A 16,791-nucleotide genomic window follows, 5' to 3' on the forward strand; every position below is an offset into this window, starting at 1 on the left:
CGCGCACTCTGGGTAGTAGTGCGTTTACCGGGAGGCACAATGGAACGGGTCCTCGAACTGCGGGTGCACGGGGTCTCCAACACCCCGCCGGATCAGCTGCTCGGCCTGACCGCAGGCACCAACGGTGACGGTGCGCAACCAACACTTGTCGCCGGCGGTCAGACCACCGGCTTCTACCGGTCCAGCGCGGCGGGCCGGGACGACCCGATCACCGTCGAGGCGTACAGCTGGGGGCAGTTGACCTCCGGCGCGCGGACCCGGCGGGACGTGGAACGGGCGCTGTGGACGCTGATGCTCCCGTTCGCGCTGGCGAACGTCGCGCTGCACGCCCGCGCCGACATCCCGCCCGACCCGGACCAGGAACGATGGGCCAGCCGGTCCGGCATCACCGCCTGGCTCATCCGTCTGTTCTGCCTGAGCCTGACCTGCACGCTCGTCGTCACGGTGACCGGCGTGGGCGTGGACCTCATCGCCTGGCAGTGCGTCGAGGCGGACTGCCTCGGCCGGATACCCGGGCCGTGGGAGTTCCTCGGCGACCCCTGGTGGCGCGAGGGCACCCGGACGCTCGCGCTCGGCCTGCTGCTGCCACTGCTCGTGCTGGCCGGGATCGGGCTCGTCGCATTCCGCACCTACCAGTACGAGGCGCAGATGCCCGCGGACCCGCACCACCACGCGCCGGCCCGGGAGGACGGCGAGCCGGACGGACGGCCGGACCCGGGTGAGCCGCTGCGGAACCCGCTCCAGGACCCGACGTTCTGGAACGGGGAGGGGCAACTGCGCCGGGCCGCCGTACTGCACCTGTGCGCCGGGGCGGTCAGCGCCGCCGCCGTGCCGGTCACCGCCGTGATGATCATGGACCCGCCGCGTGGTGTGCGGGCCGCCGTCGCCTGGCCCACAGTGGCGCTGCTCGCCGCCGTGGTGGTGATCGCCGTGATCGCTGTCGCCCGGCCGTGGCTGAGCCGGCGGCAGGGCGCCACCCCGCTCGGACGGTGGAGCGCGGCGGTCGTGGCGCTCACCGCGCTCGGACTGGCCGGGGCGTTCACCCTGCTGCTGCTCCCCGAGGGGGTGGCCGGGCAGCCGCTGTCGGCGTACCGGCCGCCGGACGGGTGCACGGCGCAGCCGGCCACCGCCGGCTGCCGCACCGACAGGTCGCTGCCCGGGTACGACACGGCTGTCGCGTGGCTGCTCGCGTACCAGGTGCTGTTGCTGCTCGCCATCGCCGCGGCGAACCGCTCCGGCCGCCGGGCGCTGATCGGCCCCGTCGCCGGCATGGTGCTGCTGCCGCTCGGCGCGACGTGGATCGAACGCGGGCTGCCCGTGCTGCCCGCCGCGCCGGGCGAGCTGCGCACCTGGATGCTCGTCGGTCCGGCCGTCGCGCTGGCCGCCGCCGGACTGTTCCTGCCCCGCCTGCGGCCGGCGGTGCCGACCCAGCCGCTCGGCGCGTACACCGATCTCGCCTGGCGCGGCTGCGCCCCGGCGGTCATCGCCGGGTTCGGCTGGATGATGGCGGTGGCGTACTGCGCCGGGCTGCTCTACTGGGTCAGCGACCGGCTCGACGCGTCGGCCGAACCGAGCGGCCCGAGCCGGGTCGTGCCGCCGCTGGCCGTCTTCTGGGCCGGGCTGGCCTGCGCGATCGGCCTGGCCGCGCTGATCGGGATGCTGATCCGGGCCGTCGTCCTGCTGCACCGGCTGCGCCGGGTGGAGTACGCCCGGCTGGCCGCCACCCCCGGCCTGTCCGCACACGACCTGCGGCGCTGCCGCGACGTCAGCACCTACCGGGCGCTGCACCGGCTGATCGGCGAGCACGCGGTACGGCTGCTGGGCTGCTACGCCGCGTTCTGCGCCCTCCTGGTCACCCTCTGCTGCGCCGCCGCGCTGTCCGGCGAGCGGCCCAGCCCGCTGTCCCCGTCCGGCTGGCAGAACGCCATCCACTGGACCGCCGAGCGCGGCGACACGCTGCTCGGCTGGCTGCCGGTGGTGATGGCGGCGCTCGGGCTGCTCGTCTACCGCACCGACTCGGTACGCCGCTCGGTCGGCGTGATCTGGGACGTGTGCACGTTCTGGCCCCGGGCCGCGCATCCGCTCGCGCCGCCCAGCTACGCCGAACGCGCCGTACCGGAACTCCAGACCCGGGTGGCGGGACTGCTGGCACTGCCGCCGCACCACGGCGACCGGATGGACGGCGTCATCCTCTCCGGGCACAGCCAGGGCACCGTCATCTGCGCCGCGGTACTGCTGCAACTGCCCCGCCGGTGGCGGCTACGGACCTGGTTCTTCTCCTACGGCTGCCAGCTCACCCGGCTCTACGGGCGGGTCTTCCCGTCCTACTTCGGGCCGGAACGGCTGCGGGCGCTGGCCGGCGCGCTCACCTGGCCCGGCGGGCACGTGGCCTGGACGAACTTCTGGCGGGACACCGACCCGCTGGGCTGGCAGGTCAGCGCCGGTCAGCGGGACGTGCCGGTGGCCGACCCGGAAGCGCTGCACCCGTCCGGCGGCGAGGTGGCCGACCCGCCCATCCGCAGCCACAGCGGTTATCCCGAGTCGGTGGAGTTCACCCGCGAGCGCGCGGTGGTGTCCCGGCTGCTGCGCCGCACCGTGCCGTCACCACGCCAGCGGACCGGCGGCTGACCTCGCCCGGCCTCACGCCTGCGGCGGATCGGCCAGGCGTACCACCAGGTCGGCGTGCTCGGCCGTGCCGGCCACCCGCCGGGCGTTCTCCTCGTCGCTGCCGAGCGCCCAGGCGCGGGCCTGCTCCGGCGACTTCCCGTACGCCTCGTGGCGCGCGGTGAGCCGGTGCAGCCGCAGCTCCGCGTCCAGATCCAGGAACCAGATCTGGTGTACGAGCGTGCGCACCTCCTCCCACGGGTCGTCCCGCAGCAGCAGGTAGTTGCCCTCGGTGACCACCAGGCGCACCTCGGGCGGCACCTCGATCGCCCCGGCGACCGGCTCCTCCAGGTCCCGGCGGAACTCCGGCGCCCACACCGACGTCGGTTCCAGCCGGCGCAACCGGCGCAGCACGGAGACGAAGCCGTTGACGTCGAACGTGTCCGGCGCGCCCTTGCGCCCCGCCCGGCCCAGCCGCGCCAACGCGGACCCGGCCAGGTGGAAGCCGTCCATCGGGACCAGCCGGGCGACCGGGCCGAGTGCGGCCACGATCCGTTCCGCCAGGGTGGACTTGCCCGCCCCGGGCGCGCCGGCGATGCCGAGCAGCTGACGCGGTCCGGCCTCGGCCAGCGCACGCGCCCGGGCGACCAGGTCGTCGAGCCCGAGCACCTCCGCCGCCGGCATCAGCCCAGCACCGGCTCGCTGATGGTGAACCGCGCCTCGACCGCCGCGTGCACCGGCTGCGGCGCCGGGTCCAGCTCCAGTTCGCGCTCCGGCTCGCCGGAGCGCGCGTACGCCGCCTTGACCATCATCGGCGGGGCGGCGCTCATCCCGGTGTCGGACAGCTCGCGCAACGCGACCACCCGGGCGCCGAGCGCCTCGGCGTACTCCCGGGCCCGGACCAGCGCGTCGGCGATGGCGGCCTGCCGCGCCTCCCGGTAGGCCGGGCTGTCCGGCCGCAGCGACCACACCGGCCCGGCCACCTCGACCTGCTCCTGGTCGGCCAGGCGGAGCATCAGCTCGCCGAGCGCGGTGAAGTCGGTGGTCGTCACGGTGGTGCTCACGCTGCCCTGATAGGCCACCACCCGCTCGCCGGCGCGCTTCGTCACCGGCCGGACGTGGACCTGGCCGGTCTCCCGGCGCTCCACCACGGGCCCGGCCCCGTCGAGCAGCGCGCGCACCGCGGCGGCCCGTTCGGCCAGCCGGGTCAGCGTGGTCTCCCGGTCCCGGTCGCGCGCCGTCGCCGTCACAGTGAACCGGGCCAACTCGGGAGCCACCTCCCGGTACGCCTCACCGCGTACCGCCACGACCGGTGCGTCAGCCATGCCGCTCAGCCTAACGGCGGGGTGGCCGGCAGGTGCCCCATGTAGGTGACCGCGCCGGCCGTCTCCCGTACCCCGCTCAGGTGACCGCCCGCCGCGCCCAGCTCCCGCAGGTACGCCAGCTCGCCGGCGTGGTCGGCGGCGGCCGGGAACTCCCGCCGGTGCGTGGTGAACGTACGCGCCCGCAGCGTCGCGCGGACGTCCCGCCCCTCGGCGAACCGGTCCGTCAGCGCACCGGCGTCGCCACCGCGCAGCGCCTCGGTCAGCTCGCTCAGGAACGCGCCGAGCGCGTCCAGCTCGGCGAGGACGCGGTCCCGGTTGCCGAGCAGCATGTTCGCGGTCCGTTCGGGCGGTCCGCCGGCGACCCGGGTGCCGTCGGAGAAGCTGCCGGCGGCGAGCGTCAGCACCGCGTCCCGCAACGCCGACCGCTGCACGGTGCCGGCCAGCGCTCCCGCCAGCACGTGCGGTACGTGCGAGGCGAGCGCGGCGGCGCCGTCGTGTTCCGGGGCGGACATCGGCACCACCCGGGCGTGGAAGGCGTCCACCAGCAGCACCGCCAGCCGCCGGAACGCGCCCAGGCCGGCCGGCCCCGGGCAGAGCACCCAGGCGGCGCCGTCGAGCAGGTCCGGGCCGGCCGCGCCCGCTCCGGCCCGGTCCGCGCCGGCCATCGGGTGCCCCGGCACGAACCGGTGCCCGAGCCCTTGCACTATGGCGGCGGTGCTCACCTCGGCCTTGACGCTGCCCACATCGGTGAGCACGCAGTCGTCGTCGGTCACCGCGGCGACCCGGGCCAGTGTCGCCGGCAGCGTGGGCAGCGGGCCGCAGAGGAACACCACGTCCCGGCCGGTGACCGCCTCCTCGAGCGTGTCGGGCGCGTCGACGCCCCGGTCGCGTACCAGCCGGCGGGCCGCCGGATCGGGATCCCAACCGGCGACGTCGAGCCCGGCGGAGTGCAGCCGCAGCAGCACCGAACCGCCGATCAGCCCGGTGCCGACCACCGCCGCCCGCGCCAGCCCGCCCGCCACGTCAGGCCTCGGCGAGCCGCCCGGCCACCGCGTCCACGTGCTCGTCGGACTCGGTGAGGGCCACCCGGACGTGCCGGGCGCCGGCCGGACCGTAGAAGACACCGGCGGCCACCAGGATGCCGCGGCGGGCCAGCCAGTCCACGGTCTCCCAGCAGTCCTCGTCCCGGGTGAGCCAGAGGTAGAGCCCGGCCTCGGAGTGCTCGACGGTGAAGCCGGCGGCGGTGAACGCCGCGCGCAGCTTCTCCCGCCGGACGCGGTAGCGCTCCCGCTGGGCGTCGGCGTGCTCCTGGTCGCCGAGCGCGGCCACCATCGCGGCCTGCACGGGCGCGGGCACGATCAGACCCGCGTGCTTGCGGATCTTGAGCAGCTCGGCCACCAGCGCCGGGTCACCGGCGACGAACCCGGCCCGGTAGCCGGCCAGGTTGGAGCGCTTGGACAGCGAGTGCACCGCCAGCACGCCGTCGTACGAGCCGCCGCACACCTCGGGCGAGAGCACCGAGACGGGCTCGGCGTCCCAGCCCAGCGGCAGGTAGCACTCGTCGCTGGCGACCACCGCGCCGCGCTCGCGCGCCCACTCGACCACCTTGCGCAGGTGGGCGGCGGGCAGCACCCGGCCGGTCGGGTTACCGGGCGAGTTGACCCAGACCAGGCGGACCCGGGGATCCGGGCCCAGCGCGGTCAGCGAGTCGGTGCGTACCGTCGTCGCGCCGGCCAGGCGGGCCCCGTCCTCGTAGGTCGGGTAGGCCACCGACGGCACCACCACCACGTCACCGGGGCCGAGCCCGAGCAGCGTGGGCAGCCAGGCCACCAGCTCCTTGGAGCCGATCGTCGGCAGCACACCCAGGCCGTCGACGCCCGCGCCGCAGGCCCGCGCGACCCACGCCGCGATCGCGTCCCGCAGAGCGGGCGTACCGGCGGTCAGCGGGTAGCCCGGCGCGTTCGACGCGTCGGCCAGGGCCTGGCGGATCAGCTCTGGCACCGGGTCGACCGGCGTGCCCATCGACAGGTTGATGGGACCGCCCGGGTGCGCCGCGGCCGTGGCGGCCGCGGCGTCCAGGGTGTCCCAGGTGAAGTCGGGCAGCCGTGCCGAGACCGGCGAGCGCCGGTTCAGTGGCCCTCGCCGCGCGGCGGCTGCGCGGCGACGAAGGTGGCGTCCTTCTCCACCTTGCCGATCTTCGAGGCGCCACCGGGCGAGCCCAGGTCCTCGAAGAACTCGTAGTTGGCCCCGGTGTAGTCCTTCCACTGCTCCGGGACGTCGTCCTCGTAGAAGATCGCTTCCACCGGGCAGACCGGCTCACAGGCACCACAGTCGACGCACTCGTCGGGGTGGATGTAGAGCATCCGGTTGCCCTCGTAGATGCAGTCGACCGGGCACTCCTCGATGCATGCCTTGTCGAGCACATCCACGCACGGCTCGGCGATGATGTAGGTCACCGGTCTTCTCCTCCGCAAGACTCGTCGCGATCAACCGCAACGGTAAGAGCCTAGTATCTCGCCGGGGAGGGGGTCGATCGTGCTCCGACAGCAGGACGTGGGACACCGGATCGTGGTCCGCCGGATTGTGGGGATTCGCGAGGGCCGCACGCTGTTCTCCGACGCGCTCGGTGAGCTCGTGGAGCTGAGCGAGACCCACATCACTCTGTCCACCGACGCCGGGCCGCTGCGCGTACCGGTGGCCGAGGTGCACCGGGCCAAGCGGGTGCCGCCGGCCCGGCGGCCCACCGCCGCCGCCGTGGTGGCGCTGGAGCTGGCCGCCGACGAGGCGTGGCCCGCGCCGGTACGCGGACGGCTCGGCGACTGGCGGCTGCGCTGGGCCGGCGGCTGGACCGGCCGGGCCAACAGCGCGTTGCCGGTGGGCGACCCGGACCGGCCGCTGCCCGCCGCGCTGGACGCGGTGCAGCGCTGGTACGCCGAGCGCGGCGGGCCCGCCCTGGTGAACACCCCGCTGCCGCTCGCCGCCCCGGTCGGGGCGGAGCTGGACGCGCGCGGCTGGACGTCCCGGCCGCCGGTGCTGGTGCAGACCGTCCCGCTGCGCACCCTGACCGCTGCACCGCCGCCGGCCGACGCCGCCGGGGTGCCGCCGGTGACGCTGGCGGACGCGCCCGCCGACGACTGGCTGGCGATCGCCGCCGGTCGCAAGGGCGGGCTGCCGGACGCCGCCCGGCAGGTGCTCACCGGCACGCCCCGGGTCCGCTTCGCCGAGCTGCGCGAGGACGGCCGGCTGCTCGCGGTCGGGCGGGGCACGGTGACCGGCGGGGGCCGCTGGCTCGGCGTCAGCCTGCTGGAGACGGTGCCGCAGGCGCGCCGCCGAGGGCTTGCCGCCGCTGTCGTACGCGCCCTGGCCGGGTGGGGCGCCGCCGAGGGCGCCACCCACGCGTTCCTCCAGGTCGAGCAGAGCAACACCGGCGCCGTGGCGCTCTACCGGGGGCTCGGCTTCACCACCCACCACACCTACCTGACCCGGGTCGCCCCGGCGGCCTGAGCGGCGGAGCGGTCAGCGCCGGACGATCTTGCGAGGCCGGGTGCGCTTCATCTCGGCGTACCGCTTGAGCTGGCGGGACCGGTAGTCCCGGCCCAGCGCGGTCAGGATCAGGTAGCCGACGAGCACGCCCGCCGCGGTGGCCGCGAGATAGAGCCAGATCTGGGCGAAGAACAGGCCCGCGCCGCCGCCGAACGGGTTCTCCCCGACCAGCAGCGGACCGACGAACACGGTGAGCGCCAGCGCGACCGCGACCGCGGCGGCCAGGTCACCGGCCCAGCGGCCCAGCGGCCGGTCGGCACCCCACCGGAACGCGGTGCCGGCCAGGATCAGCCCGATGACCAGGAACATGGCGAGCGAGACGCGGCCGGACGCGGTGTCGTCGTCCGGGAACGCGAATCTGATGACCAGCCGGGCCACCACGTTCACCCCGAACAACGCGGCCGCCAGCACGCCTACCGCACGCCACCGCTGACCCATCGCACGCCTCCCGCCCGTACCGCCCGCTCCCTCGGCGGGCCTCTTGGCTGGAATGTCTACCACCGCGAGCTGTGCGGCGTCAGCACCTCACCGTGCGTCGGGCGGCGTCACCAGGTGCCGGAAGCCCAGCACCGCGAACGTGACCGCGCCGGCCACGATCAGCGCGAGGCCGAGCACGTTGTCACCGGCGAGCGCCAGATCGCCCTCGACGGTCCGGAAACCCCCCACCACGATCACCAGGAACCACGGCAGCGCGCCGAGCGCCACCGCCCAGCGCGTACCCGTCGACAGGTGGGCGAACCGGCCCAGCAGCACAGTCGTCGCCACCACGGCGACGACGCCGGCGGTCACCAGGCCGATACCGAGAAGCGCCCGCAGCCCGCCGGAGCGGCCCTGCACGGTCTCCCAGGCCCAGGTCGCGAAGATCAGGTCGAGCAGCGCCAGCAGGACGCCGGCCCAGACCGTCACGACGCCGCCGGCCACCCGCAGCGCGCGGTCGAGCACCCGCTCCGCCGGGCTCGGCGTCGCGGCCGTCGGCGGCTGCTCGGGGAGTGTCGACACGGGTACGGCCGGCAGCGTCACCGGAGACCGGCCGCCGCGACCGGGGACCGCCGCGGGTCGTCCAGGGCGATGCCGGCGAAGAGGTCGTCCTCCCAGCCGTACGGGCCGGTGCCCGGCCCCTTCTCGCCGACCGCGAGCGTGAAGTACTCGACGCCCATGAACTCGCCGCCGAAGTTGCCGGCGATCGAGTAGAGCCACGAGTTCGCCGGGATCTGGGTGGCGTGGGCGCGCATCGCCGCCTCCTTGGCGGCGTGCCGGTCGGTGCCGTCGATCCGGGCGGCGATCTCCGCGTCAGGCGTGCCGAACGGCAGCTCGTCGGCGCTCTCGATGCCGGCGAACGGGTTGTCCGACGACTCGGTGAACGTCTCCAGGCCCGCGTCGAGCACGCTGCGCGGCATCGCCGTCCAGTAGACCTTCGCCGGGGCGATCCCCTCGGCCGCGGCCAGTTCCACCGCCCGCATCGCCACCCGGTGCGCCTGGATGTGGTCGGGGTGGCCGTAGAAGCCGTCCGGGTCGTACGTGACCAGCACCTGGGGGCGGACCTCGCGGATGACCTCCACCAGGTACCCGGCGGCGGTGTCCAGGTCGGCCTGCCAGAACGCCCGCGGGTGCTCGTTCGTGGCCAGGCCCATCATGCCGGAGTCGCGGTAGCGGCCCGCGCCGCCGAGGAACCGGTGGTCGGTCACGCCGAGCGCGGCGCAGGCGGCCGCCAGCTCGCCGATCCGGTAGCCGCCGAGCTGGTCCGCCTCGGCCGCGCAGAGCTGGGCCAGCGCCGGGACGTGGATCTCGCCCTCCTCACCGAGCGTGCAGGTCACGAGCGTGACGTGGGCGCCGGTGGCGGCGTAGTGCGCCATCGTCGCGCCGGTCCCGATCGACTCGTCGTCCGGATGCGCGTGGACCAGCAGGAGGCGTCGGTCGGGCAGCGTCGTCACGCCCGTCACTCTAACCGGCGGTCCTGCCCGCTCGACGGTGATGCGTCCGCCCAGGTCGGCCACATCACCTCCGGCGCCCGCCTACTCTGCAGGCGTGGACTTTCCCGAGCTGGCCGCCCGTACCCGTCGGTTCAGCCACGGGGCGCCGCGTGCCGTCACCGTCGCGGGCGACGGCGCCCGGGTGATCTTCCTGCGTTCCGCGGGACCGGAGGACCCGGCCGACGCGCTCTGGCTGCTCGACGTCGACAGCGGCGAGGAACGACTGGTAGCGGACCCGGCGGTGCTGCTGGGCACCGACGCCGAGCCGGCCCGCCTCGCCCCCGGCGAACGGGCGCTACGCGAGCGGTTGCGGCTCAGCTCCGGCGGCATCGGCTCGTACGCGCTGGACTCGGCCGGCCGGGTCGCCGCGTTCGCGCTGGCCGGGCGGCTGTTCCGGGCCGACCTGGTGCACGGCGACGTGATCGAGGTGGCGGCGATCGGGCCGGTGATCGACCCGCGCCCCGATCCGGCCGGCGAGCGGCTCGCGTACGTCACCGACGCCGCCGAGGGGGTGCGCCGGGGCCAGTTGCGGGTGGTCGAGCCGGACGGCACGGACAACCTGCTCGCCGGGGAGGACCACGGCGTCACCTGGGGGCTGGCCGAGCACATCGCGGCCGAGGAGTTCCACCGCTACCGGGGCTACTGGTGGGCGCCGGACGGGCGCAGCGTGCTGGCCGCCCGGGTCGACGAATCCCGCCTGGAACGCTGGTACCTGCACGACCCGGCCGACCCGGCGACCCCGCCGACGTCGCTCGCGTACCCGGTGGCGGGTGGGCCGAACGCGGAGGTCAGCCTGCACCTGCTCGACCTCGACGGCGGCTGGGTCGACGTGCACTGGGACCGCGAGACCTATCCGTACCTCAGTTCGGTGGACTGGACCGAGGGCGGGCCGCTCATCACCGTGCTGCGCCGCTCGCAGCAGCACGGCCTGGTGCTCGCGGTGGACCCGCGCACCGGGGAGACGCAGGTGCACGCCGAACTGGCCGACCCGCGCTGGGTGGAGCCGATCCCCGGCACCCCGGCGCACCTGCCCGACGGGCGGGTGCTGGTCGGCGGCGAGCTGGCCCACGACGGGTACGACGCCCGCTGCCTGTTCGCCGACGGCACCCTGCTCACCCCACCCTCGCTGTACGTGCGGCGGGTGGTCGGACGGCTGCCGAACGGCCCGAACGCGGCGGCGGACCTGCTGGTGGAGGCGAGCGAGGGAGAACCGAGCCAGCGCCACCTCTACCGGGTGCGGACCACCATCGGCGGCGGCGTGGACGCCCGCCGGATGGGCAGCGACCCCGGCTGGCACACCGCCTCGATCGGCGGGTCCACGCTGGCGGTGGGCATCGCCTCGCTGGAGCACCCGGGGGTCCGCTGGCGGGTGTGGCACGGCGACCGCGAGGTGGGCGAGTTGCGCTCGTTCGCCGCCACCTGCTCGTACGCGCCGCGGCCGACGATGGTCCGGGTGACCGACAGGCGGTTGCCCAGCGCGGTGCTCTACCCGGCCGAGCACGTCAAGGGCACCCGGTTGCCGGTGCTGCTGGACGTCTACGGCGGGCCCGGCCACCAGGAGGTGGTGGCGGCCCGCAGTGTCTGGCTGGAACGGCAGTGGTGGGCCGAGCAGGGCTTCGCGGTGGTCACCATCGACAACCGGGGTACGCCGGGCATCGCGCCGTCGTTCGAGAAGGCGATCCACAGGCGGGTCGCCGACGTGATCCTCACCGACCAGGTGGACGCGCTCACCGCGCTCGCCGACAAGCACCCGGATCTGGACCTGGAACGGGTGGCGGTGCGCGGCTGGTCGTTCGGCGGCTGGCTGGCCGGGCTCGCGGTGCTGCGGCACCCGGAGTTGTTCAAGTGCGCGATCGTGGGCGCGCCGGTCACCGACTGGGCGTTGTACGACACCGCGTACAGCGAGCGCTACCTGGGCATGCCGGAAGACGGGATGGACGTGTACGCCCACCACTCGCTGGTCGAGCTGGCCGCCGAGCCGCTGGGCGACCCGGCGCAGGCCCGGCCGATGCTGCTGGTGCACGGCCTGGCCGACGACAACGTGCTGGCCGCGCACACGCTGCGGCTGTCGGCGGCGCTGCTGGCGACGGGCCGCCCGCACGCGGTGCTGCCGCTGACCGGCGCGAGCCACCTGGCCGCCGGCGGGGTGTCCGAGCGCCTGCTCCGGCTGGAGCTGGACTTCCTCCGCCGCTACTTGTAAGGAAGGGCCCCCTTTTAACGCCTGCGGTAGAGGAAGGGCCCCTTGTTAACGCGAGGCGTCAACAAGGGGCCCTTCCTTCAGCTACGGGCTACTGCTTGACGTACGCGTTGACGAAGTTCGGGTAGCCGAACACGGAGGAGATGAACACCCCGCCCGCCTTGGACCCGTGCACGTTGTACGCCACGTCCACGTAGAGCGGCACCACCGGCGCGTGCTCCTTCATGATCCGCTCGTCGAGCTTGCCCCACTCCGGGCCCTGCTCGGACGGCGGCAGCGCCAGGATGCGGTCCATCTCGGCGTTGATCGCGTCGTCGTTGAAGTAGGACGAGTTGCTGTTGCCCTCGGCCTTGATGGTCCGGCCGTCGTAGAGCACCGGCAGGATCGACGCGCCGCTGGGCCAGTCCGCCGCCCAGTTGCCGATGTACAGGTCCCAGGGGTTGTTCTTCTTCTTGACCTCGTCCAGCTTCGCGTCGTCCGGGATGTTCCGGATCGTGATCTTGAAGCCGGCGCGCTCCAGGTTGCCCTTGAGCTGAACCGCGATCTGCTGTTCGTCGGTGTTGTCGGCGGCGCCGAAGACCAGCTCGGGCGTCTGGCCGCCGAGCAGTTCCTTGGCCTTCTCCATGTTGCCGGTGGCGCCGGCCGGGTACGCGTCGTACGCCTTGTAGCCGATTGTCGACGGCGGCATCAGCGTGGTGATCGGCTGGGCGACGGTCTGGCCACCGAGCGCCTTGATCAGGCCCTCGCGGTCGATCGCGTAGTTGAGCGCCTGGCGGATCTTCAGGTCCTTGACGCGCTGGGTGTTGATCACGAGCTGGTTGGCGCTCGGGGTCGGCGACAGCAGGGTCCGGGACTTCAGCGCCGGGTCACCGGCCACCTTCGCGACGAGGGCGGGCGGAACGGAGTTGAAGGCGAGCGCGCTCTGGTCGGCGCCGTTGTCCGCGATCACCCGGTTGTTTGCGGCGTCCTGGGTCGGGCCGAAGGTCCAGACGAACTGGTCCGGGTACTGGTGCCGCACCGGGTCGGTCTTGGCGTCCCAGTTCGGGTTGCGGTCGAGCGTGAGCTGGACGCCGACCTGGTTCTTGGCGATCTTGTACGGGCCGGACGAGAACGGCTTCTGATCGAGGTTGACCCCGGTGTCCTTCTCCGGCTTGAGCGGCGCCGTGGTGGGCAGCGAGACCGCGAACGGCAGGTCGCAGCGGGGCTTGGCGAACTCGAAGCGCAGCGTCTTGTCGTCCGGCGTGGTCAGGCCCGGCGGCAGCGACGTCTTGTTCTTCTTGAAGTCCCACTTGGTGTCGTACTGCGCGGTGTCGGCAAGCCACTCCTGGATGTAGGTGGGGCCGCCGGTGAGGTCCGGGTCGAAGGAGCGGGCGATGCCGTACGCGATCTCCTTCGAGGTGATCGGGCTGCCGTCCTCGAACTTCACCCCGTCCTTGATGGTGAATTCCCAGACCTTGCAGTCGTTGTTGACGTTCTTGCCCGGCGTCTCGGCCAGGTCACCCACGAGGACCAGGCCACCCTTGCCGTCGTCCTTCCAGGTGGTCAGGTAGCGGGCGAAGAGCGGGTTGGCCATCAGGCCGGCGAACGAGTACGTCCGCTGCGGGTCCAGGTGGGAGATGGGGGTCTCCCGGATGATGGTGAACGTCCCGCCCTTGGCCGCGCCGTCGATCTCGGCGGCCGGGCCCTGCGAGTCCTTGGGGTCGGTCGCGATGACCCCGGTCTGCTGCCGGTTGCCGTCCACCTTGGTGCCCTCGCCCGTGTTCTCCGAGCAGGCACCGAGTGCCACAACCAGTGCGATGGCGCCGCCAGCGGCGGCCGCTGCGCGTGGTCGCATGTCCTACCTCCTCCACCCGTGCGCCGAGCGCATCCGCCGACGTCCCGAGGATCGTAAAGAAGAAAAGCTACGAGTTGGATAACAGTTGTCGATAAATTTCGTCGCGGTTCAGCCGAGCCGTACCCGCGGGTCGATCACCGCGTAGAGCAGGTCCACCACCACGTTCGCCAGCACCACGAAGACCGCCGCGATCAGCACCGTCGCCATGATCGTCGGCAGGTCGCCCGAGCGGACCGCGTCCACAGCGGTACGCCCCATCCCGTTCAGACCGAATGTCGTCTCGGTGATCACCGTGCCGCCCAGCGCCCCGCCCACGTCCAGACCGGCGATCGTCACCACCGGTGTGATCGCGGCGCGCAGCGCGTGCCGGCCGTACACCTTGCGTTTGGCCAGGCCCTTCGCCCGCGCGGTCCGGACGAAGTCCTCCGAGAGTGTCTCCAGCATCTGCGCCCGGGACAGTCGCGCGTAGATCGCGGAGAAGAGGAACGCCAGCGCCACCCAGGCCAGCACCAGCCCGCTCGTCCACTTCAACGGATTGTCGAACAACGAGGTGTAGCTCGGCACCGGCAGCAGGCGCAGGTTGTAGACGAAGACGATGAGCAGCACCGCGCCGACGAAGTAGAGCTGCAACGAGGCGCCGGTGAGCGAGAAGCCGATCGCGGCCCGGTCCAGCCAGCTGCCCCGGCGCAGCGCCGAGAGCATGCCCAGGCCGACGCCGAGCAGCAGCCACAGGATCGCCGCCGGGATGACGATGCTCAGCGTCACCGGCAGCACCCGGGCGATGGTGTCCGAGACCGCCTCGTTCGACACGTACGACCAGCCGAGGCAGGGGGCGTCGCACCGGCCGCCCTGGGCGCTGCCCAGGTCCCGGCCGGTGAAGATGCCCTTCATGTAGCCGGCGTACTGGCTGATCAGCGGATCACGCAGGCCCAGTTCCTGGCGGACCCGCTCCAGTCGCTCCGGGTTGCAGTTCTTCGGGCACATGCCGGTGACCGGGTCCCGGGGCAGCGCGAAGAACATCAGGAAGCTGAGCACGCTCACCGCGAACAACGTGAGCGCGGCGGACAGCAGCCGGCGGATGAGGAATCGCGTCATGGACCGGCCTCCTACCGGGACGACTTCGGGTCGAGCGCGTCGCGCAGCGCGTCACCGAAGAGGTTGAAGGCGAACACGAGCGCGAAGATGGTGATGCCCGGGAAGAAGACGTACGCCGGGTCGGTCTGCAGGTAGTCGAGGCTGCGGTAGATCATGCGGCCGAAGCTCGGCGTCTCGTCGGTGAGGCCGACGCCGATGAACGACAGCGCGGCCTCGCTGGTGATGTACTGCGGCACCGCCAGCGAGAAGGCGACCAGGATCGGCGCCCAGGCGTTCGGCAGCAATTGGCGGAACAGCATGTGCCCGAGACCCGCGCCGCTGGCCCGCGCCGCCTCCACGAACTCGCGTTCCCGCAGCGCGATGATCTGCCCGCGGACCAGCCGGGCCGTACCGGTCCAGCCGAAGAGGGCGAAGATCGCGATGAGCACACCGATCTGGAAGTACGCCGGCACGGCCTCGCGCTGTCCGTAGAAGCGCAGCGCGACGGTCGGCATCAGGGCCAGCGCGATGATCAGGAACGGCATGGCCAGGGTCAGGTCGGTGATCCAGTTGATCACCGTGTCCAGCCAGCCGCCCAGGTAGCCGGCGAGCGTTCCCAGCGTCACGCCGATCACCGCGGTCAGCACGGCCGCGGCGAACGCGATGAACAGCGACGTCCGCAGCCCGTGCACCATCCGGATGAAGATGTCCCGGCCGAGACCGGGTTCCAGCCCGAACCAGTGCTCACCGGTCACGCCCCCGGCGTAGCCCAACGGCATGCCGTAGCCGTCGAGGCGACTCTGGAACTGCTCCTTCGGGCCCACCCCGTACAGCGCCTCGATGAGCGGCACGGCGAGCGCGACGAGCACGAAGAACGCCAGCAGGCCGCCGCTGATCAGCGCGGTGCGGTCCCGCTTGAGCCGCGCGAGGGCGAGCTGGCCGGGTGACCGGCCGACGAACTCCTTCTTGCCGCTCTCGCCGCCCTCGCCGGGCGACTCGATCTCGGCGAGCGCGACGCCCTCGACCGGCGACAGGCTCATTGGGACACCTCCACGGGTTCGCCGGTCGGCACGCCGACCGGTCCGCTCTCCGGGTAGTGGCAGGCGGCGAGCTGCCGGCCGTCGTCCCGCGTGGTCAGCGCCGGCTCTTCGGTGGCGCACCGGTCGGTGGCTTTCCAGCAGCGGGTGCGGAAGCGGCAGCCCGACGGCGGGTTGAGTGGCGTCGGCACGTCGCCGGTGAGGCGGATCCGTCCGGCGGGCCCGAGGGTGGTGACGTCGGGGATCGCGGACAGCAGTGCCCGGGTGTAGGGGTGCTGGGGGCGGGTGTAGATGGTGTCGCGGTCGCCGATCTCGACGATCTTGCCGAGGTACATGACGGCGACGCGGTGGCAGAAGTGCCGCACCACGGCCAGGTCGTGGGCGATGAACACGAACGCCAGGTCGAGGTCGTGTTGCAGGCTGCGCAGCAGGTTGATGACCTGCGCCTGGATGGACACGTCCAGCGCCGAGACGGGTTCGTCGGCCACGATCAGTTTCGGCTTCAACGCCAGGGCGCGGGCGATGCCGATGCGCTGGCGCTGCCCGCCGGAGAACTCGTGCGGATACCTGTTGTAGTGCTCCGGATTCAACCCGACCAGTTCCAGCAGCTCCTGCACCCGGTGTTTGACGCCGCCGGATGGGGTGATCCGGTTGACCTGCAACGGCATCGCCACGATCCGCCCGACCGTGTGGCGGGGATTCAGCGACGCGTACGGGTCCTGGAAGATGATCTGCAGGTCCTGCCGCAGCCCCCGCAGCTCACCCCGTTTCGCGTGGGTGATGTCCCGCCCCGCGAACGCGATGCTGCCGGCGGTGGGTTCGAGTAGCCGGACCAGCATCCGCCCGGTCGTGGTCTTCCCACACCCCGACTCCCCCACCAACCCGAGCGTCTCGCCGGGACGCACGTCGAAGTCCAGCCCGTCCACCGCCCGCACCGCACCAGTGGTGCGCAGCCCTTGCCGCACGGGGAAGTGCTTCGTCAGGCCGCGCACCGACAGCAGCGGCTCGGTCTCGGTACTCATCGGGCCACCCCCACCTGGGCCACCTCGTCGCGGTAGATCCGCTCCCGATCCCCCGCCGACAGATGGCAGGCGACCAGGTGACCCGGCGCTCCGGCCTCCCGCAGCTCGGGCACCTCGGTACGGGACCGGCCGCCGTTCACGTCGGCCCACCGGCACCGCGGATGAAACGCACACCCCGACGGCAG

The 16,791-nt window shown here is 73.2% G+C and carries 15 protein-coding genes and 1 pseudogene; 3 read left to right on the forward strand and 13 right to left on the reverse strand.

All coding sequences use genetic code 11. The features are described from left to right. Positions 1–39 precede the first annotated feature (39 nt). Positions 40–2,628, forward strand: a complete 2,589-nt coding sequence (locus OC439_RS15305) for a hypothetical protein (RefSeq protein ID WP_262013987.1) — start codon at positions 40–42, stop codon at positions 2,626–2,628. Between the two features lie 12 nt (positions 2,629–2,640). Here OC439_RS15305 and OC439_RS15310 read toward each other — a convergent pair whose 3' ends face one another. The 5 genes from OC439_RS15310 to fdxA are packed head-to-tail and all read right to left on the reverse strand — an operon-like array spanning position 2,641 to position 6,385. Beyond that, complete coding sequence (locus OC439_RS15310) at positions 2,641–3,288, reverse strand: nucleoside/nucleotide kinase family protein (protein ID WP_262013988.1); 648 nt, start codon at positions 3,286–3,288, stop codon at positions 2,641–2,643. Beyond that, entirely contained in the window at positions 3,288–3,929 is a 642-nt protein-coding gene (locus OC439_RS15315; protein ID WP_262013989.1) for an SIMPL domain-containing protein, read from the reverse strand. The genes OC439_RS15310 and OC439_RS15315 overlap by 1 nt, the downstream gene beginning before the upstream one ends. A 5-nt stretch (positions 3,930–3,934) precedes the next feature. After that, the gene (locus OC439_RS15320) at positions 3,935–4,951 is read right to left on the reverse strand and encodes a prephenate dehydrogenase (RefSeq protein ID WP_262013990.1); all 1,017 of its coding nucleotides are present in this window, start codon (positions 4,949–4,951) and stop codon (positions 3,935–3,937) included. 1 nt (position 4,952) lies between these two features. Next, entirely contained in the window at positions 4,953–6,062 is a 1,110-nt protein-coding gene (gene dapC, locus OC439_RS15325) for a succinyldiaminopimelate transaminase (RefSeq protein ID WP_315985937.1), read from the reverse strand. Continuing rightward, positions 6,059–6,385 carry a ferredoxin gene (gene fdxA, locus OC439_RS15330; protein ID WP_007464872.1) on the reverse strand — a complete coding sequence of 109 codons (327 nt, stop codon included), beginning with the start codon at positions 6,383–6,385 and terminating at the stop codon, positions 6,059–6,061. Before fdxA ends, dapC begins: the two co-directional genes overlap by 4 nt. Before the next feature lie 79 nt (positions 6,386–6,464). Here fdxA and OC439_RS15335 point away from each other — a divergent pair, with 79 nt between their 5' ends. Then, positions 6,465–7,433, forward strand: coding sequence for a GNAT family N-acetyltransferase (locus tag OC439_RS15335; protein WP_262013991.1), 969 nt, complete (start codon positions 6,465–6,467; stop codon positions 7,431–7,433). A gap of 12 nt (positions 7,434–7,445) precedes the next feature. Here OC439_RS15335 and OC439_RS15340 read toward each other — a convergent pair whose 3' ends face one another. The 3 genes from OC439_RS15340 to mshB all read right to left on the reverse strand — a co-directional run bounded on the left by OC439_RS15340 (position 7,446) and on the right by mshB (position 9,412). Continuing rightward, positions 7,446–7,910, reverse strand: a complete 465-nt coding sequence (locus tag OC439_RS15340; protein ID WP_262013992.1) for a hypothetical protein — start codon at positions 7,908–7,910, stop codon at positions 7,446–7,448. An 87-nt stretch (positions 7,911–7,997) separates the two neighbouring features. Further along, entirely contained in the window at positions 7,998–8,471 is a 474-nt protein-coding gene (locus tag OC439_RS15345) for a hypothetical protein (protein ID WP_410054927.1), read from the reverse strand. A 17-nt stretch (positions 8,472–8,488) separates the two neighbouring features. Next, positions 8,489–9,412 carry an N-acetyl-1-D-myo-inositol-2-amino-2-deoxy-alpha-D-glucopyranoside deacetylase gene (gene mshB, locus OC439_RS15350; RefSeq protein ID WP_262013993.1) on the reverse strand — a complete coding sequence of 308 codons (924 nt, stop codon included), beginning with the start codon at positions 9,410–9,412 and terminating at the stop codon, positions 8,489–8,491. A gap of 85 nt (positions 9,413–9,497) precedes the next feature. Here mshB and OC439_RS15355 point away from each other — a divergent pair, with 85 nt between their 5' ends. After that, positions 9,498–11,642: a S9 family peptidase gene (locus OC439_RS15355; RefSeq protein WP_262013994.1), complete on the forward strand. Its 2,145-nt coding sequence runs from the start codon at positions 9,498–9,500 to the stop codon at positions 11,640–11,642. 88 nt (positions 11,643–11,730) lie between these two features. Here the strand turns inward: OC439_RS15355 and OC439_RS15360 are convergent, their stop codons facing one another. The 5 genes and pseudogenes from OC439_RS15360 to OC439_RS15380 form a co-directional block, all read right to left on the reverse strand. Continuing rightward, positions 11,731–13,473: an ABC transporter substrate-binding protein gene (locus tag OC439_RS15360; RefSeq protein WP_262013995.1), complete on the reverse strand. Its 1,743-nt coding sequence runs from the start codon at positions 13,471–13,473 to the stop codon at positions 11,731–11,733. 108 nt (positions 13,474–13,581) lie between these two features. After that, positions 13,582–14,568, reverse strand: a complete 987-nt coding sequence (locus OC439_RS15365; RefSeq protein WP_013288442.1) for an ABC transporter permease — start codon at positions 14,566–14,568, stop codon at positions 13,582–13,584. Between the two features lie 11 nt (positions 14,569–14,579). Continuing rightward, positions 14,580–15,587, reverse strand: a complete 1,008-nt coding sequence (locus OC439_RS15370) for an ABC transporter permease (RefSeq protein ID WP_262013996.1) — start codon at positions 15,585–15,587, stop codon at positions 14,580–14,582. Next, a complete protein-coding gene (locus OC439_RS15375; protein ID WP_262013997.1) occupies positions 15,584–16,606 on the reverse strand; it encodes an ABC transporter ATP-binding protein in 1,023 nt (340 codons plus the stop codon). The genes OC439_RS15370 and OC439_RS15375 overlap by 4 nt, the downstream gene beginning before the upstream one ends. Next, positions 16,603–16,791: pseudogene (locus tag OC439_RS15380) on the reverse strand (ABC transporter ATP-binding protein); the annotation flags it as partial. The gene OC439_RS15375 and the pseudogene OC439_RS15380, both read right to left, overlap by 4 nt.

It is taken from the genome of Micromonospora sp. Mcm103, assembly GCF_024519755.1.
In the GTDB taxonomy this organism is placed as follows: Bacteria; Actinomycetota; Actinomycetes; order Mycobacteriales; family Micromonosporaceae; genus Micromonospora; species Micromonospora aurantiaca.